Origin of the sequence: Cognataquiflexum rubidum, assembly GCF_022538115.1 — a bacterium.
In the GTDB taxonomy this organism is placed as follows: domain Bacteria; phylum Bacteroidota; class Bacteroidia; order Cytophagales; family Cyclobacteriaceae; genus Cognataquiflexum; species Cognataquiflexum rubidum.
Window position 1 is genome coordinate 130943 of the sequence record NZ_JAKZAL010000014.1, and the last position, 22396, is coordinate 153338.

Annotated in this window: 23 protein-coding genes; 13 read left to right on the forward strand and 10 right to left on the reverse strand. The window is 41.4% G+C overall.

Annotated features, from left to right (window positions below; all coding sequences use genetic code 11):
• Nucleotides 1-18: 18 nt before the first annotated feature.
• From MMU05_RS15520 to MMU05_RS15550, 7 genes are all read left to right on the forward strand, one after another.
• Nucleotides 19-603, forward strand: a complete 585-nt coding sequence (locus tag MMU05_RS15520) for a hypothetical protein (protein ID WP_241142593.1) — start codon at nt 19-21, stop codon at nt 601-603.
• A gap of 123 nt (nt 604-726) precedes the next feature.
• Complete coding sequence (locus MMU05_RS15525; protein ID WP_241142594.1) at nt 727-1797, forward strand: hypothetical protein; 1071 nt, start codon at nt 727-729, stop codon at nt 1795-1797.
• A 13-nt stretch (nt 1798-1810) separates the two neighbouring features.
• Nucleotides 1811-2740, forward strand: a complete 930-nt coding sequence (locus tag MMU05_RS15530) for a polysaccharide deacetylase family protein (protein ID WP_241142595.1) — start codon at nt 1811-1813, stop codon at nt 2738-2740.
• 103 nt (nt 2741-2843) lie between these two features.
• Complete coding sequence (locus tag MMU05_RS15535; protein ID WP_241142596.1) at nt 2844-3395, forward strand: hypothetical protein; 552 nt, start codon at nt 2844-2846, stop codon at nt 3393-3395.
• Nucleotides 3396-3453: 58 nt separating this feature from the next.
• On the forward strand, nt 3454-4017 hold the full coding sequence (locus tag MMU05_RS15540) for a hypothetical protein (protein WP_241142597.1): 564 nt from the start codon (nt 3454-3456) through the stop codon (nt 4015-4017).
• A gap of 41 nt (nt 4018-4058) precedes the next feature.
• Nucleotides 4059-6470, forward strand: coding sequence for an alpha-L-rhamnosidase-related protein (locus MMU05_RS15545; RefSeq protein WP_241142598.1), 2412 nt, complete (start codon nt 4059-4061; stop codon nt 6468-6470).
• A 95-nt stretch (nt 6471-6565) separates the two neighbouring features.
• Entirely contained in the window at nt 6566-7078 is a 513-nt protein-coding gene (locus MMU05_RS15550; protein ID WP_241142599.1) for a hypothetical protein, read from the forward strand.
• Nucleotides 7079-7429: 351 nt separating this feature from the next.
• On the opposite strand, the gene MMU05_RS15555 is transcribed toward MMU05_RS15550, so the two are convergent.
• The 4 genes from MMU05_RS15555 to MMU05_RS23035 form a co-directional block, all read right to left on the reverse strand.
• Nucleotides 7430-9646, reverse strand: coding sequence for a DUF5916 domain-containing protein (locus MMU05_RS15555; protein ID WP_241142600.1), 2217 nt, complete (start codon nt 9644-9646; stop codon nt 7430-7432).
• Between the two features lie 264 nt (nt 9647-9910).
• Complete coding sequence (locus MMU05_RS15560; RefSeq protein WP_418884476.1) at nt 9911-10330, reverse strand: secondary thiamine-phosphate synthase enzyme YjbQ; 420 nt, start codon at nt 10328-10330, stop codon at nt 9911-9913.
• A 44-nt stretch (nt 10331-10374) separates the two neighbouring features.
• The gene (locus MMU05_RS15565) at nt 10375-11154 is read right to left on the reverse strand and encodes a transposase (protein WP_241142601.1); all 780 of its coding nucleotides are present in this window, start codon (nt 11152-11154) and stop codon (nt 10375-10377) included.
• 43 nt (nt 11155-11197) lie between these two features.
• Nucleotides 11198-11446, reverse strand: coding sequence for an ORF6N domain-containing protein (locus tag MMU05_RS23035; protein ID WP_262917684.1), 249 nt, complete (start codon nt 11444-11446; stop codon nt 11198-11200).
• 255 nt (nt 11447-11701) lie between these two features.
• Between MMU05_RS23035 and MMU05_RS15575 the strand changes: the two genes are divergently transcribed.
• Nucleotides 11702-12346 carry a carboxypeptidase-like regulatory domain-containing protein gene (locus MMU05_RS15575; protein ID WP_241142602.1) on the forward strand — a complete coding sequence of 215 codons (645 nt, stop codon included), beginning with the start codon at nt 11702-11704 and terminating at the stop codon, nt 12344-12346.
• 87 nt (nt 12347-12433) lie between these two features.
• Here the strand turns inward: MMU05_RS15575 and MMU05_RS15580 are convergent, their stop codons facing one another.
• Nucleotides 12434-13507 (reverse strand): SH3 domain-containing protein, encoded by a 1074-nt coding sequence (locus tag MMU05_RS15580; protein ID WP_241142603.1) that lies wholly within the window; start codon nt 13505-13507, stop codon nt 12434-12436.
• A 426-nt stretch (nt 13508-13933) separates the two neighbouring features.
• Between MMU05_RS15580 and MMU05_RS15585 the strand changes: the two genes are divergently transcribed.
• Together MMU05_RS15585 and tnpA are read left to right on the forward strand one after the other, a co-directional pair.
• Nucleotides 13934-14506 carry a porin family protein gene (locus MMU05_RS15585; protein ID WP_241142604.1) on the forward strand — a complete coding sequence of 191 codons (573 nt, stop codon included), beginning with the start codon at nt 13934-13936 and terminating at the stop codon, nt 14504-14506.
• Between the two features lie 359 nt (nt 14507-14865).
• Entirely contained in the window at nt 14866-15300 is a 435-nt protein-coding gene (tnpA, locus tag MMU05_RS15590) for an IS200/IS605 family transposase (RefSeq protein ID WP_241142605.1), read from the forward strand.
• A 789-nt stretch (nt 15301-16089) separates the two neighbouring features.
• Here tnpA and MMU05_RS15595 read toward each other — a convergent pair.
• On the reverse strand, nt 16090-16797 hold the full coding sequence (locus MMU05_RS15595; protein WP_241142606.1) for a GIN domain-containing protein: 708 nt from the start codon (nt 16795-16797) through the stop codon (nt 16090-16092).
• 465 nt (nt 16798-17262) lie between these two features.
• On the opposite strand from MMU05_RS15595, the gene MMU05_RS15600 reads away from it, so the two are divergent.
• Both MMU05_RS15600 and MMU05_RS15605 read left to right on the forward strand, forming a co-directional pair.
• On the forward strand, nt 17263-19155 hold the full coding sequence (locus tag MMU05_RS15600; protein WP_241142607.1) for a sulfatase-like hydrolase/transferase: 1893 nt from the start codon (nt 17263-17265) through the stop codon (nt 19153-19155).
• A gap of 1 nt (nt 19156) precedes the next feature.
• Complete coding sequence (locus MMU05_RS15605) at nt 19157-19642, forward strand: very short patch repair endonuclease (protein ID WP_241142608.1); 486 nt, start codon at nt 19157-19159, stop codon at nt 19640-19642.
• Nucleotides 19643-19684: 42 nt separating this feature from the next.
• Here MMU05_RS15605 and MMU05_RS15610 read toward each other — a convergent pair whose 3' ends face one another.
• The 3 genes from MMU05_RS15610 to MMU05_RS15620 form a co-directional block, all read right to left on the reverse strand.
• Nucleotides 19685-19885, reverse strand: a complete 201-nt coding sequence (locus tag MMU05_RS15610; RefSeq protein ID WP_241142609.1) for a hypothetical protein — start codon at nt 19883-19885, stop codon at nt 19685-19687.
• A 58-nt stretch (nt 19886-19943) separates the two neighbouring features.
• The gene (locus tag MMU05_RS15615; protein WP_241142610.1) at nt 19944-20363 is read right to left on the reverse strand and encodes a hypothetical protein; all 420 of its coding nucleotides are present in this window, start codon (nt 20361-20363) and stop codon (nt 19944-19946) included.
• Between the two features lie 355 nt (nt 20364-20718).
• A complete protein-coding gene (locus MMU05_RS15620) occupies nt 20719-21345 on the reverse strand; it encodes a hypothetical protein (protein ID WP_241142611.1) in 627 nt (208 codons plus the stop codon).
• An 88-nt stretch (nt 21346-21433) separates the two neighbouring features.
• Here MMU05_RS15620 and MMU05_RS15625 point away from each other — a divergent pair, with 88 nt between their 5' ends.
• Complete coding sequence (locus MMU05_RS15625) at nt 21434-21634, forward strand: helix-turn-helix domain-containing protein (protein WP_241142612.1); 201 nt, start codon at nt 21434-21436, stop codon at nt 21632-21634.
• A 78-nt stretch (nt 21635-21712) separates the two neighbouring features.
• Here the strand turns inward: MMU05_RS15625 and MMU05_RS15630 are convergent, their stop codons facing one another.
• Complete coding sequence (locus MMU05_RS15630) at nt 21713-22378, reverse strand: hypothetical protein (protein WP_241142613.1); 666 nt, start codon at nt 22376-22378, stop codon at nt 21713-21715.
• Nucleotides 22379-22396 lie beyond the last annotated feature (18 nt).

Consider the following 22396-nt stretch of genomic DNA (forward strand, 5'->3'; position numbering starts at 1 on the left):
CCACTATTAATTTCTATTATGAAATCTTATTTGCTAGTAATTCTATTTGTCTTGGTCAGCTTCCGTATTTGCGCCCAAGAAAAACCGGCCAACCAAATCTTTTGGGAATCCCTTGCCCAACATTGTGGCAAATCATTCGAAGGGTACGTGACTACACCCATTTCTGAAAATGATCCATTTGCCGGAAAAAAGCTAGTTATGCATGTCGTGGATTGTGGTGATGGATTTATCCACATTCCTTTTTTTGTGGGAGAAGACAAATCCCGAACATGGGTATTGACCATGCAAGATGGTTTGATCAAATTGAAACATGACCACAGACATGAAGATGGGTCGCCTGACAAAGTCACCCAATACGGAGGAATTGCATCCAACACGGGCATGGCGGGAATCCAGTTTTTCCCCGCAGACCAAGAAACCGCAGATTTGATTCCCGTATCAGCCACCAATGTGTGGTGGATAACTTTAGATGAAACCTCTTTTACCTATAATTTGAGAAGGATGGGAACAGACCGCTTCTTTTCTGTAAAATTTGACTTGACCAAGGAAGTTGAAAGCCCTGGTCCGGCATGGGGTTGGGAAAAGCAGGTGCCGAAGTTGTAAACAAAATAGAACCTTCATTCCTTGAAAGGAGGAATGTGGTTATGACAAAGATTTTTCTTACCTTATAAGTAGAATATCTTTCTGTTTTCCAAAATTCGGATTTGATTTCAATTCCAAAAAGAAATGAAAATACAGGTGAAACTTTGCGAAGTAATCAGTGTTGGGGCCATGCTTCTGCTATTCTCCCCAGGCGCTTTTGCCCAAAATCATGAACTCTTTGAATCTGAAGAAATCCTCGAGATTTCTTTGAAGGGAGATTTTGATAAGCTTTTAAAAGACACCAAAGGCGAACCCCAGTATTTTGATTTTTCATTGTCTTATGTGGATAACTCCCAAAAAAGTAAAAAAATCCCTTTAAAAGTCAGAACAAGAGGCCATTTTAGGAGGGAAATGAATATCTGCACCTTTCCGCCCCTTTTGCTGAATTTCTCCAAAGAAACTACATCCAATACTGTTTTCAATCAACAAGATAAACTCAAGCTCGTCATGCCCTGCAAAGGCGAAAAGTTTTTGTTGCGGGAATTTTATGTCTATAAGCTTTACAACCTGATCACCGACCAAAGCTTCAAAGTGCGGTTGGTCAAGCTCACTTTTGAGGACATTTCCCCAAAGCCCAAAGAAATTGAACCCGTATTTGCCTTTCTAATTGAAGATGAAGACCGCATGGCTGAAAGGAATCATATGGCTTCTGTAGATCAATCACTCATCCGACCCGAAAGTGTACCCGTGCCTGAGTTTCTCAGGATGGCCGTATTTCAGTACTTGATTGGAAATACGGATTGGTCCATCCAATATCGTCAAAACATCAAATTGATCAATGTGGATAAGACTTCATTGCCGGTGGCTGTGCCTTATGATTTTGACCATGCCGGAATTGTCGAAGCACCTTATGCCAAGCCTGCGCCGGAACTTCAAATGTTATCTGTGACCGAGAGAAGGTACAGGGGATATTGTATGGAAGACATGCAGGTCTTTGATGAAACAATTGCATTGTATAATTCAAAAAAGGAGAGGATCTACAAACTGTATTCCGATAGCAAGATCTTGGATGAAAAATCCATCAAATCCGCCACTAAATATCTGGAGGGGTTTTATGAAATACTCAACAATCCCAAGAAACTTAAATCCGAATTCCAATATCCTTGTCTCGAAGGAGGAACCGGTAATGTGGTTATCAAAGGCCTCAAGAAATAAACCCCAAAGTCAAATGAAAAAGTTATCCACAGTATTCTTTTTATTTATTGCAACTCTGTCTTTTGCGCAAGAAAGAACTTTGGCTGAAAAACTTGGCTATACCAAAACCGATAAATTACTCATCATCCATGCTGACGATATAGGTTTGTCCCATTCTGAAAATATCGCTACCATTTCCTCCATGACCGAGGGTTTTGTGAATTCCACCAGTATCATGATGCCCTGCGCTTGGTCTACTGAAGTAGGAGAACTGATCAAAGACCATCCCAAACTTGACATCGGTGTGCATATTACGCTGACCAATGAGTGGTTCAATTACAAATGGGGACCCATGGCAGACAATGTGCCCGGATTAAAAGGGCCGGATGGATTTATGTATCCTGACTGCGCCTCAGTAGCCAAAAATGCAAGTCCCGCAGAAGTGGAAAAAGAAATCCGTGCTCAAATCGAAGCTGCCCTTAGAATCGGAATCAAACCCACACACCTTGATTCCCACATGGGCTGTATCTTCTATGGCAGGCCTGAGTTTCTTCACTCTTACCTCAAATTGGCGAAAGAATATGGTTTCCCTGCGATGGTTGTTCCTGAAATGGTGGAATCTATCATCAAAACAAACCCTGAATTGTTCAAAGACATCGATGTGGATAACCTGCTTGTCATTGATCAGGTGGCTATTGCTTCCCCAACAATCTATGATGAAAAAGGAATGGAAGGATTTTATACAGATTTGTTCAGCAACTTGGAATCCGGTATCACTGCACTTCTAATCCACGTCGCCTATGATGATGAAGAAATGAAGGCGGTCACCGTTCGTCACCCCTATTGGAATTCTGCTTGGAGACAGGCAGATTACGATTTCTTCACCAGTGAAAATGGTCGCCAACTGATCAAAGACAACAACATCAAACTCGTTACCTGGAGAGAAATCGCCGATGTAAACTAGGTATTCTTGGAATATTTTATTTTATTAGAGTCAGTGTAGGAAGGGAATTGATCACATCCTATTCTGAAAAATATAAATCACCTATCTCGCTGAAGTTTCATTTATGTTTAAAAAATCACTAGTCAACACCTTGGGTGTTGGATTGTCGCTGCTTTTGGTCTCCTCCTGCGAAACGACCTGTAAAGACACTCTTTACGAACTGACTGAAGTATCTATGGTCCCAAGAACATCAGCGGGATCCGGAAACAGCATTTGGTACAATGATGACGCACTTCCCATCGACAGGCTGATCGTTAATATCAAAATGGTGAAACCTGTTCAGGTTCTCTTTAACCCAAGTCCCGACTGCCCGGTGGTTTACAAAAACAACAATCCCGTAATCAGCTTCGAATTGATAAGCAATGAGGATTTTAATGTGGATTATCCTGCAGGAAAGGATCTTTTTGAAATTGCTACTTTCAGCAATTTGACACAGTCTTTTGCCAAGAAAGAGTTTGTGGATAACTATGTAAATGAATCCAACTTCGGCACATTTTATTTCACATTTACTGAAAGCCCGGAGATTGCCGAAATGCATTCTCTGAAAATCAGAGCAAGGTTTCAGGACGGTTCTACCATCCAATCATCGATAATTCCTGTTTTGCTTACGCCTTGATATGAAATTAAAAAAAAACTTATCCACACTATTTTCTTTAATCCTTTTGTTTCAAGTTTTGCCCCTTTTAACATCTTCTTGTATTGATGATTGCTCAGGTCTGGCTCTTTTCCTTCGATACCAGGAATTGGCAGGGATGCCTTTGGAGTATGTGCCTAGCAATCCCGGTTGGCAGGTAATTACATGGTCAAATGATAAAAACCTGACTAGCGAAAAATTGCTTCTTGTTTTTGACTTGACTTATGAACCTATTGCGGAAGTTAGGCCAAGTAACTCAACTTTGGGTTTGCCCTTTGCTTTGGCCTGTGACCCTGCAGTCAACTTTGAGTCTTCCATCAAAACCTGGGATTTGGTAAGCAATAAAGATTTTAATGATGATTTTCCTGCGGGCACTTCTCTGAATGAAATAACCTTGATCGCCCCGATTGTTGGGAGAGAATTTCTTCCTTTTGCAGATTATCAGGATTCGCAAATAGGCTATAAGGGTTTGGGGACTTCATTCGTGCGGTTTTCAGGTTTATCCACACAGTCATCTCCTATGAGTTTTACCTGTAAGATTACCTTGACCGACGGAAGGATTTTTTCGAGCAAGGTGGACAACATTGTATTGAGGGTTGAATGAAAAGGCTTAACTTTATTCAATAGCCATCAATTTCAACCTCTATGAATCTTCGACCTGCTTTGTTTTTTTTGGGCTTTGGACTCCCGCTCTTTTTTTCGTGTAATAATCCCGCTACCCAAATTCCCTTGACTACTCATTTGGCAGATACTGAAGGCCTGATAGGAAATGCCGAATATTTATCCTCACCCTATGTGACCGCGGGAGACCGGGTGTATATGGTAGGGCATCAGGATGGCACCTTTCCGGATTTGGGATGGCATGTACAAGGAGAAATGGGAGGGATATGGAACCACCCCATCAAACTCATGGACGGTTTTACCGCTGCCATCATTGAAGCAGATAATTCTTTTTGTCTCGATGCAGCCCATCAGTTTGTCAATTATCCCTTTGCCAACAAACACCTTTTCCAAACACATATTCCGGGATTGGAAGTGGATAGGTTCCAATTTGTACCCGATGGTGTTCAGGGAATGGTCATCGAGTTCACCTTTAGGAATGTGGATAAGTCCGAAAAATCCTTTGACTTTGAGTTTTCAGGCCATACTGACCTGATGCCGGTTTGGTTGGGGGATAGGGCAGGTATGGAAGATTTTGAGGACAAGCTCTCTTTTGATGAGAGCAGGCAGGCTTGGCTTGGCAAAGACGATGGGAACGAATGGTATGTGATGTTTGGGGCCAACCAAAAAGCAAAAGCCGCTGAAGGGGCTTCTGTCACTTGTAATTATACGCCCCATGGAAAAGGAAAAGCTGCCAAGTTGGGTTATGAAATCAAATTGAAACCTGAATCCTCACAAAGTATCCGGTTCTTAATCTCAGGGTCCTATACTTCCAAATTGGATGCCGAGGAAACTTTTGACAAACTCAACCTGAACGCCGATACCTACCTCAAGGATAAAAAGATACATTATGCCCAAATCGCTTCCAAAGCCCAAATTACCATACCTGACAAAGAACTTGAAAAGTCATTCGAATGGATCAAGTACAATACTGAATGGCTGGTGAGAGAAGTACCTGAAGTAGGAAGAGGTCTTGGGGCAGGGATGCCGGACTATCCTTGGTGGTTTGGGGTAGACAATGAATACACCCTCAAAGGTGCGATTGCTACCGGAAGAAAGGATTTGGTCTACAGCACCATCGAACTTATCCACAAACTCTCAGAAGCCAATGGAAATGGAAGAATTGTCCATGAGGTAAGCTCCAACGGCGTGATTTTCAATCCAGGCAATATCAACGAAACGCCACAGTTTGCCTCTTTGATTTGGTGGGTATACCAATGGACAGGAGATAGGGACTTTTTGGCCAAGTATTACCCGACAATAAAAAGGGGACTTCAGTGGCTGATGGAGGAAAATGACAAAGACGGAAATCTGTTTCCTGATGGATATGGCATGATGGAAATTCACGGCCTGCAATCCGAGATGATCGATGTGGCTACTTACACCCAAAAAGCATTTGCTGACGCCGCCCAAATGGCAGCACTTATGGGGGAGGATTCGATTTCGACTAGTTATCAACATACCGCAGACCTGATCAAAGAGAAAATCAACAAAGATTTTTGGGTAGAAGAATTCAATAGTTATGCGGATTTTATCGGTACCCCCAAGGAGGCAATTCACCTCGTCGACGCAGCCATCATCAGGGCGGATACCCTCAACAAACCTTGGGCTGTAGAAGAATTAAAGGCCACGAGAAAAAAGTTATCCACCTATCCCACGAACAAAAAACAAGGTTTTGTGATTTTTCACAATTGGGTGGTCAATACCCCCATGGAAATGGGAATCGCTGACCCCGAAAAGGCCATTGCAGCCTTGGACAAAGGAAAAAAATTCACCAATCCCTTTGGCGTATTTGTGACCGGGATTGACCGCGATGAGACTTCAGATATGGCTGATGGGGCTTTTGTGGGAAGCAAGGCCTTTTCTTATACAGGGGCAGTCATGACCTTGCCCACAGGCGTGTCAGCCATCGGTGAAAACAACTATGGCCGACCCGATGAGGCTTTGGATTACCTGAAAAGGATGACAAAGTCGTTTGGCTTTGCTTTGCCTGGGTCTATATATGAAGTCTCCCCGGACTATGGAATGATGGCGCAGGCTTGGAACCTTTACAGTTTTGGAGTTCCGATCGTCACCCAATTTTTTGGCATTCAACCCGAGGCTGGCAAAAATGTTATCCACATATCTCCCGCTTTTCCGAGTTCCTGGAAGGAAGCCAAAATAGAAAATGTAGAAATCGGAGACAATGTCATTTCCATGGAATACAAGGTGAATGAAAATGGGGCGGTGGAAGCAAACATCAACCAATCTAATGGCGATTGGGAAATAGTCTTTTCGTGGCCTGAAGGCAAACAGATCAACGCAACCGTAAACGGAAATAAGACAGAGATGGAAAACCAAATGGGTAAAAACAGGATTACATTTACAGGGAGTAAAAATACCATCACCCTCAATTGATTCTTTAGGACCAATCTATTTGGGAAATGTGATTTTTGGCAATTAATTTTGAATCAGAGAAAATAAAAAGAAACCACAGTTTGTTGTGTTTTAAAATGGAAAAAATTAAGTTAAATAACTTTTGGAATACCAACGTTTCAGTGATGGATGTCATCGTGGAGATACTTAGTCTTTTGGTTTTGATAACTTTATGGGTAGAGACCTATTATTTCCAACACCAAAGTCTCGCAATTGTACCCGAAGGTTATGATTTTTTTCAAAATCCAAATGAATATTGGGCAAGCAGGATGACCTATTCTGTTCCTTTTGTTGCGACGATTTTGTATGTGGGATTGACATTGTACAACAGAAGGGTACAATACGGGGATTATGCGATTGAAGTCAGTAGGGAAAAAGCTCCGGCTTTGAGTCAGATCAACAAAAGACTGTGGAGGTGGCTGAAACTCAACATTCTCATCATGTTTATTGTCATCGAATACTTTTCATTCCACACCGGTTCCAATGCCGGTTCAGGGATTTCTGGTTGGTTTATTTTTGTTTTTCCACTCTTGCTATTTGGTCCGGTGATTTTCTTCTTCATCGAGTTTTCCAAAAATCAATTGGAGTAAATTTGATACTATTTTAACGATCATTGCCTCTTTATCTTTTTGTCCAGACCCTTCTGACATCGATATTCATTGATATTCGATACTTATTGATATTGTTTCTATTTGCATGGCTGTTGTGGAATTTTAAGCGCCAGTTCAAGATTTTTGGTAATTTGATTTCCTCTCAAATATCCCATAACATCCCTAATCTACCAGAATAACATCCACCAATATCCAATATCAATCAATATCAAATTTGTCCGACCATAATATCCAGTATCCATGAATATCTATCTTCTACACCCAAATAACCATTAACCAAATAACCAATCAACCCAATAACCATTAACCAATTAACCCAATAAACCCTTCCTAAATATTAAACCAATAATTCAGCTTCATGACCAAAGCCCGCTGTTTGGATACAAAAGTTGAAGGAAAGTAATTGTCTGTGTACACGATAAAAAGATCCGAAACAGGCGCATACCGCCACTGTAAACGTGTATTGATGTTGATATTGTCAATCTGATTGTTGTACTGAAAGAAAGTAGTCCAAAATAGCGTTTTGGTAAAAGTCAGGTCAATCCGAGGTCCGATAAGGAAAAGGTCAGCATCATTTTGAGGCTCGGGAAGCCTGATGTTATTGTAACTGAAATTCATCGAAATATTGGCAATGTAGCCCATTCTCCAACTCATCGTGCCTTGGACCGTCCTGATATTACCGGTGAAATATTCTCCAAAATCACCTCTCAGGGACACATAAACCTTTTTTCTGGGATTACTGATATACCTAAATCCCAATAAGAAATTGTTATAATCCGTTCCGGCCAAGAGCGGTTCTCCTCCGGTCCTCGTTGGATCAAAATCCGAAAAAAGGTAAGTATAGCGGTTGCCTGCGGTAACTGTCAAAGTCGAAAGCGACTGAAAACGAACCCTATAGAAAAGAGCATGCAAACCATCTGTGATCCCCAGCTCTTCATTCCATAGGGTCTCTGTTTCCACTCCGGGACCATGCCTGTTGATCAAATTGGATTTTGGAAAAAATTCATATTCAAAAGAAGCAAAGCCCCTTTTGTAATCATTCCTCGGTGTGAAACCCACTGCCGGATTGTAGTTTTCTCCCACCTGCGAAAAAGCCACCGATGCGGCAATGGATGTAGTGGCGAAGTTCAAAGCTGCGTGCGCTGTTGCGGTATTGTCTAAATCTTCTTTTTCGAAAGTTTTGTGGTAAAAGAATTTGCCCGTCCACTTGTTGTCCTTGGAGGCTAGGTTGTAATCCACGCCGATCAATCTATTAGATAGGCTGTCATTGAACAATGGAATGTCCAATTGCTCATTCAAAGTTTCCCTGTTGACAAAGATGACCCCGATGTTTGAACGGGTAAAAATCTTCCTTTGTATGGCCGCAACAGAGAAGTTTTTACCTACAATTCCCCTTTCATCGTCATTGGCTGTCTGCATGTTCATAGCTCCGATCCGCCAGTTATCGTCGAGTTTCCCGCTGAGCCTGCCTCCAAACAGAATTTGGTTTTGCACATTTTGTCCTGTATTTTCATCTCTGTCCACGCCGATCCTTCGGGAAAAAAACGGCCGGAGATTGGTGGCACCAAAATCCGCAAACAAGTCAGCGTTTTCCAGGAAAAACTGCCTTCTCTCAGGGAAAAAGATCTCAAAACGGTCCAGGTTGGTCACCTGCTCGTCCACTTCTACCTGCGAAAAATCCGGATTTACCGTCAGGTCCATGTTCAATGCCGGACCTATCCCAATCTTGGCATCTCCTCCAAAGGTCGGTGTCAAAGGATTGGAAGTGCCCTCCAAGAAATTTCTATCCGTTGCCATCGCGGCATAAGGAATCAGCGACAAGTTGGTGCTTTCTTTTTTCAGCGGTTCGGAGAAAATCAATTTGCGGTTAAATGCCAGATTGATCACGTTGAAGTTTCTCGGTATCGGGGACCATGTGCTTCTTTCATTGTACTTGCTGTCGATTCGGTAAAAATTGACGTTCCAGTTGCTCGCACCGTCATTGTACCTCAGGGTAGAAAAGGGGATAGCCGCCTCTATGATCCAATGGTCTTCGTAAATCTTTGCCTCTGAATACCATTTGTTGTCCCAAGCCAGATTCAGGTCGGATGATTGCATGCCTCCATTGGCAATCAGCGACTCACGCTGTACCCCAAATGGGTTGATACCAAATTGAAAACCACTGCTGTAATCATTGAAAGTGTCAAGAACAAAACTGACACCGTCATTCTGTTCGCCTCGGTAATCCCGCCTCAGAGAAGTGCTGACATATTCATCGGGTCGCCTCGGACCGAGATTGTACATCACAGCGGCGATATAAAGAAATTTGTCGTCAAAAGCGATTTTTACCCTCGTTTGGGCCTTGGCGAGAGAAGTGTCCGAAGGGAAAAACTGCTGAAAATCCTCTGCCCAGCCTTCCTGCTGCCATATCGGTTCGTCTAACACACCGTCCAACTTGATTTCCATTTTGATCTTGTCTGCGATGATACCTGGCAAATCTTTTTTTAAAGATTGTCCAAAGCCAAATCCAATGTTTGCAAACAAAAAAACAAATAATAAGCGCTTCATAATTCAGGCAATTGTTCCGAAAATAGGGCAATTACCGAAGCTTGATTTCCTGAATTATACCAAAGGCAAAAAATGATTTTAAGTTTGTCAATTGTGGTACTTGTTGTTTATTCAAGTTTAAATCATTTCCCATTTCCTTCCTAAATCAAACAAATCGGGAAGACTGAAAGGAACAGCAGTTGCGTATGACCATCATCCAATTTCCAATCAGTAAATACCTATTCCGGAATTTTGGGAATGTTGCAGGTATGTTTCGCCGAGGCTTTAATCTCCCATTGCAGTCAGGATGATATTCCTCGATCCACCATGGTCGCGAAATTCGCAAAGGTAAATCCCCTGCCAGGTTCCCAGATTTAGCCTGCCACCTGTGATTGGAATTTGCAGGCTGTTGCCAAAAAAGCTGCTTTTGATATGGGCAGGCATATCGTCGTCCCCTTCGTAGTTATGGATAAATTTTGGGTAGCCTTCGGGAATCAGGTCATTGATAAAGGTCTCGAAGTCTTTTCTCACTGTCGGGTCGGCATTTTCATTGATCGTCAACCCGGCCGAGGTATGTTGGATAAATACATGGAGAATCCCCATCTTGATCTGTCGCATTTCCGGAAAATGCGTTTCAATGATAGAAGTGATGAGATGGAATCCCCTAGGAAAGGGCTTGAGGCTTATGGTTTTTTGGATGGTCATCAGGAGAATAAGCTAAGGTTTTTTTATTTCATTGCTTCAGAAAATTAAAAAAATCCATCTTCTTTCCATTTTGAAGGATTGTTTTCAATGTATTTGGCAATCCTCTGATAGGCCGCCTCATCCCTTATGATATGGTCATGGTATTTGGATTGCCATGCAAAATCAAATCCCATTCTGTTGGCATGTTTGGTTACAGCAGATTTATAAGATCTTAATATGGATGGGAGAGAATCCTTCTTTGGAGAAATTGCAGCCATGTGCTGGGAGAATTCTGTAATTATAGGAGAATTCTTTTCCTTAGGAATATCCAATGTGGAGTCGTTGCATGCATCAGAGGTGGAGTCGTTGCATGCAACGACTGTACAGGAATCTCCCTCCTTATCTAGATTTCTGGAATCTCCATCTTTATCCTGATTTATGAAATCCCCATCTCCCTCCCGATAAATAGAATCCCCATCTTCCTGATATCCGGAATCATTATTCCCATTTTCCTCCTTTCCCTGATCCTCCTTTCCAAAATCATTTTTCTCCTCCTTTCTTTTCTCATCCGGCTTATTGATGATCAATATTCCATGGATATGATTGGGCATCACCACAAAGGCATCCAATTCCACATACTTATAGTGGTTTTTAATTTCATGCCAAAATACATCTGCAAGAACGCCTGCACCGGAAAGAATCATTTTCCCATTGCTCACTTTTCCAAAATAATGGTGCCTGTTCAAAGTGCAGATGGTGACAAAATAGGCTGCATTCCATGTGTAATCCCACCACTTTGCCCGGAAAGATTCAGTTCTGTATTTGTTTTTATATTTCTCGCCCATAAAACCTCAATTCAACATTGGTGGTTTTCACTTTAAATGACCTTTAATTTTTTAGCCCCATTTTATTTTGATTGGATATCACAATTTGTGATCTCCAATTCAGGAATTCATCCTTCTCCAATTGGAAGCAAAATTGAATTGGGAACCTTTCCTTGTTTCTTTTGACAGCCTGATTAAGAATTCTTGTTTCCGCACCATACATCTCAGCGAGATCTCGGTCAAGCATTACTTGCTGACCACGAATAGTCCAGATTCGGCTTTCTATAACTCCAGGGTATATCGTGTCTTCCATTTTAAATTCTTTTTAAATAATTTTTTCCATCCTGATGCTCTATAAAAATACCCTATCCCCATTCCATCCCCAAATCAACAGCCGATCTTAAACGTTTAAATTCAGTGGCTTTCCAAATCACATTCTAATCAAATGTTAAATACTTTACTGTGGGACTACCCATTTCCTATTTTTTGTTAATCCACCGAGTTAAGACCTGTTAAAATCAGGATTGCCTCCTCCAAAACCCGCAAATTGTCCCAAAACCAAAAGGACATGCAGGTAACCCTACTTTTAATAATGCTCTTTATCCTCCTAGATCCGGAAGAAAAAACCCTGTGGAAAGCCCAGATATTGGATGCCGAATCCGGAAAACCGCTCTCCTCCGTCCATGTCAGAAGCCCAAGGGCCCAGACAATTTCTGATCGCAACGGCTACTTTGAAATTGGAGTGGAAGAATTGGCTAAGGTGACCATCTCCCATGTCGGGTACGAAACACTCGTATTTTACGATACGCCGGATGCCTTGCCCAAAACCATTTTTCTCAAACCCCTCGTCATCCAATTGGATCAAATCGAAGTGCGGCCATATCCAAGTGAAGGGGAGTTCAAGAAGGAAGTATTGGACAATCCCTACGTCCCGCCCCTCATGGAGCAAAACCTGACCGCCAACCTCACCTACATGAAGTCCATCTACAAGTTGGCTTATGCCTATGACATGACGAGCTATAACGTATTTTTGGAAAGGGCGAGACCAAACGGGGGAGTGACCATCTTGACGAGTTCGGGGGGTGGATTGATTCAGGCATTCAAAGCACTGAGAAGACCCTCCAACCCCTCTTTTCCAAGTACTGTCAAATCTTCCCTCCGTCTCAATTCCGATCTTATCAAAAAGCTCAGCTTGGTTGATACTTTAAAATGACAAATGGCAGCTTTTGTCATGGTAGATACATTTTAAAAAGTTGTTGAAGCGGACATTATTAAAACCGGCAAACCGCATAAAAATTCATCAATGTATTTTTTCAATAAATTTAGAATCCACCCAACCTTCTTTGCCTTCCGGAAGACGAATTTTACTGAATTCACCTGAGGTTTCGAGTACCTTAACCATCGCGCCTTGATTTAAAGTCCGAAGGATGGTGTTTGGTGAGTTTACAGGGGCGGAGCGAAGACGGACACCATCTGTGGATATTTGCATGAAAATTTCCCTTACTTTATCCGAAAGCGATGTATTCAGCAACGCCTGTTTGAATTTTTCTCTCCCAAGGTCCCGATCAGAAGAGTAAATCATAATTTTCATACTTGCCTCCGAAATACGGTCCGGATTGAGGATGACTGCCGTAATCGGGGTTGGATTGCTTCCGGGAATTCGGATACTATGCTCTCCATTTACAGTTGAAAGTGGAAGAGTCGTACCATTTGAGAGCTGAAGGGACAACTTTGAATTTTCCTCAGGATTGCTATTTCCTTGCTTATAAAAATAATACTTGAAGGAATCTCCCCATCGCAGTTTCATCAGTTCAAATCCATTGTCATAGCTTGTAATGGGGATTTCCGGTTCACCATTCAAATGCATGATGGTATTGTCTGTATTTCCCTCTACCCTCACAGCAAAAGGAAACATGACTTCTAATTCTGATAAGGATGAACTTACTATAACATCCCTTGTTTGACTTCCATCATCCACAATTACTTTTTCAAGGTCTTTCGCCTTACCATCTATCATGGTTCGGGTACTGTCACCGTCTTCTTTCACAAATTCCTTAATCTCCTCTACTTTGATAGGGGGATTTTCACTTTTCCACCACAACATTGTCAGGATAAATAACGCTACTCCACCGGTAGCCTTTACTGCCAATTTCCCCAATTTGCTTTCCAAAAATGGAGACTCGATGCCCAAATTGATAGATCCTGAAAGAAGAACTCCAAAGACACCTACCAACAGGGAAGAAATAATGGCTACCAATTGATGCTTGTATCCGGATAGATTTTCGGGCCCTGCCAAAATCAGATAGAGAAAAAAGGCCAACAATAAGCTCCCATATACCAGGCTCACAATAAAATGTCTTGAATCTGTTTTCATATTGATTTTTTTAGAGTTTAATCAAAAAGCTGTGAAAATATAAAAATTTGCAAGGGTAAAATAAAAAAACACCCAACATAAATTGCCAACACCCTGGACGAGCGATCCGCTACCCAATGGAATTGACGACTGCTATTTCCAAACAAACTCCCAAGTTTTCGCCATTGAAATCTAAAAACCATTTGCTTTTTTGAATCCGAATAGATACCTGTGATTTAAATTTTGACCAATAAAATCTCACTTCATCAATTTTTTCGAAAGCGGCTTTTGGGACTTACTATTCGTTTTGTACTTCAAGTCCCTATTTCAAGCAATTATACAAGTCTTATTTTTATTGTGTAAGGATAGGGGGTTTGTTTTGGGTCACCTTTGTATCAGGTTAGGGAACTCCTGACTCTATGATTACCCAAAACAAAATAAAAACTTATGAAATCTTATCTTATTGGATTCATGATGGCCTTCATCCTGACAGGAACTGCAACGGCCCAACACGTCAATATCGGTGTCAAAGGTGGACTGAATATCTACAGCCTCTCGGACGGAAGTCAATACAGCTCCAAGTTAGGCCTCAACCTCGGTCTTCTCGGCCACGTCCACCTTACTGACCAACTTGCCCTGCAACCCGAAATCTATTATTCCGGACAGGGTGCCAAAATCGAAAATATCAATACCAACCTCAACCTAGATTACATCAATGTCCCGGTATTGTTGCAATACATGTTTGACAACGGATTCAGGATACAGGCCGGCCCACAACTCGGGTTTTTGGTGGCTGCCAAAACAAAATCAGGCGACACCACCATCAACGTCAAGGATGACTATGAAAGCCTCGATGTAGGATTGGGAATCGGCGCAAGTTATGTCAATCCCGCCACCGGATTTGGCGTAGATGCCCGATACAACCACGGCCTAACCAACGTCCGAACCTCAGGCAACTCAGATTCCAAAAACAGAGGCTTCCAATTGGGTGTCTTCTACCTCTTCAACCACAGAAATTAATCTATTTTGCAAGAATACCCGGGACAGCGAAAGCTGTCCCTTTTTTTGTGTTTAAGATTTTCGAACTGAATAGCACTCCGAATTGAATGAACTATCAGGGCTCGAAAAAGTAAAAAGAAGCGATCCCTTTAAAACAGTCAAAAAACACTCCCAAACCCTCGGCATCCCCATCCGAGATTTGTCGGCCAACAGGATCCTGTAATCTCAGGTAAACCACTGAAAACTGACTACTCCTTCCCAACTTCCCAAATATCAGATCTCAGTCCGGTTGGTTTTTAAATTAGTCGAATATTTAATCGGATAATCTCCTATATATTTTTCATTTGCCTTAATTTCAAGTAAACCTAAATTGTTTGCTTATGCCATTTATCAAAATTTACATTCATTTCGTTTGGACTACTAAAAACTTTTCGCCGCTGCTAAATGGAAAAACCTTAAGAGAAAAAGTTAAATCCCATATTCTTGAAAATTGTATAAACAAAGGAATACACGTAGATCAACTCGCGGTCCAAAAGGAGCATTGCCATTGTTTGATTTCTTTGGGCAAAGAACAAACAACCAGTAAATTGATGCAGTTGATCAAAGGAGAATCGGCCTTTTGGATCAATAAAGAAAATTTGATTCCGACTCGGTTTGAATGGCAGGATGAGTATTTCGGGGTATCTGTTTCTGAAAGCCATCTTCCAAAAGTGAGGGCGTATATCCAAAATCAGGATGAGCACCATGGGAAGAAAACTTTTGGGGAAGAATATGAAAATTTCATTTTGAAATGTGGCTTCTCAAAAATGAAATAATAGAAATGTTTGTCTCCTACCTCAATTTCCGACCCTGTGGCCATCGATTTCCACTATCTTCAGATAGTGGTTCAGGAAATCCTGACAAGACTTCATCCGACTTTAGTCGGTTTGGGTTTTCAAATTCTTTGGCTAAAGCCTTAGAAATTCACGAAATCTGCTCGAACCACCAGCTAAAGCAGGTGGAAATTTTTTACCTCCCCAGATAATGGTTTACTGTTTGATTTTTGGGATTATTTGAATATTCAAAGTTCAATGCCTTTTAATTCTCTTTCCCATTATTGACTACTTACCCTGGTCATTTCCACTATCTTTAGATAGTGGAAAAGCCAATTTAAAAAAGCGCCTATCGACTTTAGTCGGTTTGGGTTTTCAAATTCTTTGGCTAAAGCCTCAGAAATTCACGAAATCTGCTCCAACCACCAGCTAAAGCAGGTGGAAATTGATAACGACCCGGATATTGGTTTACTGTTTGATTTTTGGGATTATTTGAATATTCAAAGTTCAATGCCTTTTATTTCTCTTTCCCATTATTGAGTACTTACCCTGGCCATTTCCACTATCTTTAGATAGTGGTAGTAGGTTTGGGTTTTCAAATTCTACCAGCTAAAGCAAGTGCAAACAATTCTAACCCCATGTAGTGGAATGTTGTTTGATTATTCACGGTAGTATGAATGTTTGGTCTGCTATCTCGATTTCCGACCCTGTGGCCATCAATTTCCACTATCTTTAGATAGTGGTTCAGCAAATCCTGACAAGCCCTCATCCGACTTTAGTCGGTTTAAACAACTAATTCCTATTCACCTTCCCTATTCCTGAAACTTTCTCACTGATGACAGTTGGATTGCCGGTGTAGTTAACCAAGCCTATACCGTCTACCTTCAGCGTCAACTCACCTTCGCAATGAACGGAGACGGCACCGATCCCTGAACTCGTCAGATTCACATTTTGGACAGTCAAATCAGATGCATCAATACTCCCCACGCCATCATTGACAAGCCTCATTTCATGGGAAGTTCCTTTGAGAGACATATTCCCCACGAAGCTCAGCCTAGCATCCACCGCTTTGGCGTCGAATTCCAAAGAAATATTGCCTACACCATTTCCTGCGATCAGCAATTCACCCAAATCCAGTTTTTCGGTACTCCTGATATTTCCCGCTCCTTCAAATCTGATCTCACTCAAGTCTGCAAGATCCAAGTCAATCTTAAGTTCATCCCTCATAAAAAATGCACCTGATTCTTCCTCATCCAACGTCAATTCCAAAAGGTCTCCCGACTGAACGATTTTTAGTTTCTTGACCAGATCCTCCTTCCCGGAGATGACCATGGATTCATTGCCTCCCTGTGAAATGTTCACATTGAATATGCCCTTGAGCTTTAGCCTAGTCACTCCGGCTATGGATTTGTCTTCACTGTAACTGTTGTTTTTGCTTTCGCAGGAGACCAAAAACATCCCCGCAAGCATAGAGAAAATCAGAATTGCTGTGGCTTTCATAAAACTGTAAATTTTGAAATGTAAAACGATGGATTGAAATTAAGGAATATTTTCAAAAATCATGGGAATAAAGGATTGTAATTGAAGGGGATCAAATCTGATCGGACCCGGTGAAAAGCTTGGCCTTTTTCTTAAATTTAAAAAAAGTATCCCTCTTGTTCCGCTGAAACGGTGGCTAGATTATCACCCATCATGCAACTGTATCACCATGGAAAACTTGTTTTTGAAAACAGCGTACAGTAAAATCAATTAGGCAAAAAAAAATGGTTTTCAATTATGTGTATCCACTTTCTTTCACGTAGCCAAACAAAAATTGGTTATAGGATCGATTATAGGCTCAGTGGACTGTGGTCTGTCGTCCGTGGACGAGTATCCGCATTCGAGATAGTCTCTTATAGCCCAACGTGCAACATTGCGGATACTCATATTTTTAATTAAGTAGTAAGACATAAAAGATATACCCCCATGAAAATCTTTATTCCTATTCTCCTTTTGTATACGCTGATCTTCTTTTCCTGCAATTCTGAAAGCCAAAAAGATCTCCCCCCGCCTAACATCCTGTGGATATCCACTGAGGACATTGATCCGGCTTGGGGATGTTATGGTGATGAATACGCTACTACACCCAATATCGACGGGCTGGCAGCAGATGGTTTTATCTTTACAAGAGCAAGCTCTAACTCCCCTATCTGTGCGCCTGCCCGCTCTACGCTGATTACCGGCATGTTTGCCACTTCCTTGGGAACGCAACACCTACGTTCCGATGTGCCCCTACCCAATGACCTGAAAATCCTCCCCGAAATCCTCCGGGAACATGGCTATTATACCTCCAACAACGTCAAAACAGATTATAACTTCAGTGCTGAAGGCCGTTGGGATGATAGCAGCAATCAGGCTCATTGGCGAAACAGGAAAGAAGGTCAACCATTTTTCTCCGTGGTCAATTTTATGATCACCCACGAAGGCCCCACCAACAACGACGATCCTGAATCGGTAAAAAAGGACCTGAAGCTAAGACATGACCCTGCAAAAGCACCTATTCCGCCCTATTTTCCCGATACCCCAAAAATGCGGGAAATCATCGCCCATGCCTATGACCTGATCAGTATTTTTGACCAAGGAGTAGGGGAACTTGTCCAACAACTCAAGGACGACGGGCTGTATGACAATACCATCATCTTTGTATTTTCCGACCATGGCTTTGGCCTTCCCCGACACAAGCGCTGGCTGAACAACTCTGGATTACACATTCCCCTCGTCCTTCATGTTCCGGAAAAATACCGACACCTGGTATCCAATCTGAAAACCCAACAGGTGGATGACCTGGTGGGTTTTGTGGATTTTGCACCTACTGTCTTGGGCTTGGCAGGCATAGCCCCTTCTTCCTATATGGAAGGCAATAATTTCCTTGGCCCCAATGCAGTGAAAAACCAGTACAATTATGGCTTCCGAAGCCGTGCGGACGATTGTCATGAGATGTCGCGCTCGGTTTCTGATGGGCGGTTCTTATATATCCGGCATTACCTGCCCCAACTTCCCTACATTCAAAATGCCATCATCTTCACCCAAGGCAAACAGGCCATGGAGGAAATCTATCGGGCAAGAAATGAAAAGACCTTGCCTAACCACATGGAACAATATTTTCATCCCAAAATGACCGTGGAGTTATATGACCTGGAAGAAGATCCCTATGAACTGAATAACCTGGCGATGAAACCCGAACATCAGGAACGCATTCGTTCATTCCAAAAAGAACTGGATCAATGGATGGTAAAGCACCGGGATTCGGGCATGCTCAATGAATCTGAATATATGCTTCGGGCAAAAGGAAGTTCAGTCTATGAAATCTTAAGGGATGACACCCAATTTGATCCGGAAAAAACTCTTGAGGCAATGAACCTGGTAGGGCAAATCGATGGCGCTTCAACCCTAAAACGCATGCAGGATCAGGATCCACTGATCCGATATTGGGGCTTGATTGCTTTGGAAAGTGCCGGGTTGAATTCCAGCTTGTTACTTCAGGAACTGGAAAACATATTGGATGACCCTTCTCCAATCAATGCTATTCAAAGTGCCAAAATGCTCATCCAATTCAAGGAAGATCCCAAAGCCTATCAGACATTGGGGAATTACCTTCAGGCGGAAGAGGAAACCACCGTCCTCCATGCAGCTATTGCTTTAAGGCTTCTTGAAGAAAAAGCCAAACCGCTGATCCCTTTGGTCAAAGATAAAATCTATCCCAAATATGCAGGAGAGGTATGGGGCAGGTACAAATCCTGGAGCTACCCCATGTTTATCGGCATGGCCTTGGACCAAGCACGGATCAATTGCGGGGAAGAAATTCTGGTGAGAAATTAATATGTCCAAAAAGTCAAAACCTGCCATCCCCAGACCCTATCCCTTACCCAAAATCACAGTCCCCGTATTCTGTGAGGAAAACGGCTTCTACACCACCAAGCAGCGGTCATACAACATGTCCCAAATCAAGGGCAAGGATACCAAACCCGAAAAACTCCTCAAAAAAGCCCTTTGGCAGGCAGGCATCCGGTACCGCAGCAATAAAAGAAACCTACCCGGCAAGCCCGACATCTCCTTTATCAAGTACAGGTTGGTGGTTTTTATAGACGGGTCCTTTTGGCATGGTCATGATTGGGAAAACAGAAAAGAAAGCATCAAGTCCAACCGTGATTTTTGGATTCCCAAGATTGAAAGAAATAGGCAGCGGGATACCGAAATTAACAACTTTTACCAATCCGGTGGCTGGACTGTGCTCAGATTTTGGGATTTTGAGGTCCAAAAAGAATTGGGAGTCTGTGTAAAAAGGGTGGGGGACTCCATATTTTAAAAAAGGCCCCAAGAACATTTTCTGAGGCCTTTTAATCATCTATCAGGTATACCAATATTTCCCCGGTCTGATATATTGATGAACTGTACTTCCGGTCACCTTTTCTTCATCCCAATCCTTCTTTGGGACATTTACCTGCATTTCCCTGTCCCACCAAATGGTTGGCGGCCAACTTGTATTGGGTCCAAGTAAGCTCATGATTTTTTTGTCTTTTAGTAATAGTGTGATGGTTACTTCTTCCATGATTTTAAGAGTTAGGGTTGAACATTCATTTTATTATTTTTCATCTTTATTTTTTTGATTAAATCTTTGATTCCGGAGTCACGAACAGAAATCCGGTATGCTCCTGACCATCAAAATCTTTTACAGTGATCAGCGCATTTGTCATGACTCCTTTACCTTCTTTTACAGTAAGTTCAGGAATGATCTTTTCCTGATGGAGTTTCACAACCCTGCCTACTGCTTCTGTTCGGTCTTCTTTGATTACGGTTACTTTGTGCATCATCAGATCCTTGAGATCAAGTTCTACAACTTCCAAATCTTCAAGCTGTACCCTGTTAATGGGAGGAATTGTCAAATTCGAAAAGATGGGTCTGATATCAGCCCTCCGGTTTGGATAATGCTCTTCATCTAAATAGAGGAGGATAAAAATCATTTTTGGATCTTCATCAGGAAAAGGTGTGTGAAACCTGACGACCTGTCCTGCTTTGTTTGGTAACATGCTGAATGATGCAGAATTTTAAGCGTTGCCCCCGCCTGAATGGTTGATTTATTTGTAATAGGAAAGCTATTAAAGCTCATTAATCTTTAGGTGTATGTTCATCTTAGCACTTAACCAACTGAATTCGGGATTTCCAGATTAAAACTGAACCTCATTTGTTCAAGGCGGGGAGGAATGACGGCGGACCGGGCCGGCTCCGGCCTTGAGCGTGGATAGGTTTCCGCCGTCTTGGCTTTTTTGGCTACTTTTTTTGCCAAGAAAAAAAGTAGCTGTAAGAATGAGGAATGGATATTTTTTATCCTCAAGAACATCTTTAAAGTTAATTTTGGGAGGTGCATTAAACCGGATAACCATATTATTCTTTATAAAAAATTGGATTATCCACTTCGGCTGTGAGTTTCCCTTCATGGTCTAGTTTCCCCAAAAAGCGCAGGTCTTCATTGCATAGCCTGCCCCCGATAAAATCAGCTTCCTCAATACGAAAACCTGAGACGTAAGTCCGGATGATATTTCCTGCAGCTATTTCATAATCATCGTTTCCGGGAAGAAAGAGGACTCTTTTGTAAACCAATTCGTGATCGGGTCCGGAGGATTTTCTAAGCTCACCACCTAAGTATCTTTTGATCTGTTCATATTGGGAAACAGGACCCAAAGCCACATAGACAGTATTTGTGATCGGAAGGAATCGTGCATAATTTACCCTCACCATACCAATCAATTTTGTAGCAGCATTTACAGCCGCCTTTGGGGAAGCATACCAACAGTCCATTCCAAATTGGGTATAATCATATCTCAAATAAGCCCCTTTCATTTGCTGGAAATTCAGGAAATAGGGATAGGTCTTATTTTCATAAGGGTCACAGCTGATTGAAATCAAAAATTCACCACCATATCCCAAAAGTTCTATATACTTATTATCATGATCATCATCTACGATGACCCAGTCTGGAGAAAGTATTGGGGGAAAGAATGCTTTATACATGGACATTTTGTTTATTTGATTGACAAACCTGACTATCTTAATATAAGGAAAAAATTCAAAATGTTTACAATAGTGAACAATTTTATTTATGACTATCACAGAAAAATTTGGATTAAGACTCAAAACCCTCAGAAAAGAAAAAGGCCTGTCCCAAGAGGAACTGGCCGAAAGGTCCGGTCTTAACCGACCCTATATCTCAGGAATAGAACAAGGAAAAAGAAATGTATCGCTAGAGGTGATGGAGAAGTTGGCGGAAGCGTTGGGGGTGGAGATGAGGGAGTTTTTTTGAAATCACATCACAACTCGCTATTTCAATCTTTATTCTCTTCCAATCGAAAGTTTATTATTATAGTCATTTTTGATCCTATTAAATATCCTTTATCAATTCCGCACCATTTTTAAATTTACATAATTGAAATTCAGTTTGGTGAATTGTTATGGATTCTTCCGAAAACCTACAATAATCACATAATTGCAGGTCCAAATTATTTCTTTCAATAATTTGTTTTAATCCACTTCTTAGTAAATCTGAATCGTCTGGAAGCTGACCTCCTAAATAGGGTAAAAGGCTTGTGTGAATTTTTTGTCCTTGGAAGTATATGTACTCTTCCCAAGAATAATGCCCATATATTTTTTCATTCCAAAACTTTCCATCTGCAATTTCCTTTAAAATCGGATGTGTATAATATTTTGATTTTTTAAAATATCCATAGAAATCTATTTTTTTTGGACAAATGCGCACTTTATTATCAATAATCTTAATTACATTTAGTTTATTATTTTTTAGTTCTTTAACAAATTGATTTTCTTTCTCAATTTTATCTTTTGCTTTATTGTCTAAATCATTATTATACTCTTGATCTAAAAAAGGATTTATTAACCAATATATTTTATCACTTCTTGTCAATAGAAAATTCTTTATTAATTGAAAATCTAAAACTTGGCCTGATAAGTCTATTTCTATAAATGAAAAATATGTATATCCGCAATGATACCAGTGGCCAAATAAATATAAAGTGACAGCTAGTGACAATCGTTATTTGTTAAAGAT

Bases quoted from the DNA above. Each gene is read 5' to 3' on its own strand.
- MMU05_RS15520 (WP_241142593.1), top strand. From the start codon at position 19: ATGAAATCTTATTTGCTAGTAATTCTATTTGTCTTGGTCAGCTTCCGT.
- MMU05_RS15525 (WP_241142594.1), top strand. From the start codon at position 727: ATGAAAATACAGGTGAAACTTTGCGAAGTAATCAGTGTTGGGGCCATG.
- MMU05_RS15530 (WP_241142595.1), top strand. From the start codon at position 1,811: ATGAAAAAGTTATCCACAGTATTCTTTTTATTTATTGCAACTCTGTCT.
- MMU05_RS15535 (WP_241142596.1), top strand. From the start codon at position 2,844: ATGTTTAAAAAATCACTAGTCAACACCTTGGGTGTTGGATTGTCGCTG.
- MMU05_RS15545 (WP_241142598.1), top strand. From the start codon at position 4,059: ATGAATCTTCGACCTGCTTTGTTTTTTTTGGGCTTTGGACTCCCGCTC.
- MMU05_RS15550 (WP_241142599.1), top strand. From the start codon at position 6,566: ATGGAAAAAATTAAGTTAAATAACTTTTGGAATACCAACGTTTCAGTG.
- MMU05_RS15555 (WP_241142600.1), bottom strand. From the start codon at position 9,646: ATGAAGCGCTTATTATTTGTTTTTTTGTTTGCAAACATTGGATTTGGC.
- MMU05_RS15560 (WP_418884476.1), bottom strand. From the start codon at position 10,330: ATGACCATCCAAAAAACCATAAGCCTCAAGCCCTTTCCTAGGGGATTC.
- MMU05_RS15565 (WP_241142601.1), bottom strand. From the start codon at position 11,154: ATGGGCGAGAAATATAAAAACAAATACAGAACTGAATCTTTCCGGGCA.
- MMU05_RS23035 (WP_262917684.1), bottom strand. From the start codon at position 11,446: ATGGAAGACACGATATACCCTGGAGTTATAGAAAGCCGAATCTGGACT.
- MMU05_RS15575 (WP_241142602.1), top strand. From the start codon at position 11,702: ATGCAGGTAACCCTACTTTTAATAATGCTCTTTATCCTCCTAGATCCG.
- MMU05_RS15580 (WP_241142603.1), bottom strand. From the start codon at position 13,507: ATGAAAACAGATTCAAGACATTTTATTGTGAGCCTGGTATATGGGAGC.
- MMU05_RS15585 (WP_241142604.1), top strand. From the start codon at position 13,934: ATGAAATCTTATCTTATTGGATTCATGATGGCCTTCATCCTGACAGGA.
- tnpA (WP_241142605.1), top strand. From the start codon at position 14,866: ATGCCATTTATCAAAATTTACATTCATTTCGTTTGGACTACTAAAAAC.
- MMU05_RS15595 (WP_241142606.1), bottom strand. From the start codon at position 16,797: ATGAAAGCCACAGCAATTCTGATTTTCTCTATGCTTGCGGGGATGTTT.
- MMU05_RS15600 (WP_241142607.1), top strand. From the start codon at position 17,263: ATGAAAATCTTTATTCCTATTCTCCTTTTGTATACGCTGATCTTCTTT.
- MMU05_RS15605 (WP_241142608.1), top strand. From the start codon at position 19,157: ATGTCCAAAAAGTCAAAACCTGCCATCCCCAGACCCTATCCCTTACCC.
- MMU05_RS15610 (WP_241142609.1), bottom strand. From the start codon at position 19,885: ATGGAAGAAGTAACCATCACACTATTACTAAAAGACAAAAAAATCATG.
- MMU05_RS15615 (WP_241142610.1), bottom strand. From the start codon at position 20,363: ATGTTACCAAACAAAGCAGGACAGGTCGTCAGGTTTCACACACCTTTT.
- MMU05_RS15620 (WP_241142611.1), bottom strand. From the start codon at position 21,345: ATGTATAAAGCATTCTTTCCCCCAATACTTTCTCCAGACTGGGTCATC.
- MMU05_RS15625 (WP_241142612.1), top strand. From the start codon at position 21,434: ATGACTATCACAGAAAAATTTGGATTAAGACTCAAAACCCTCAGAAAA.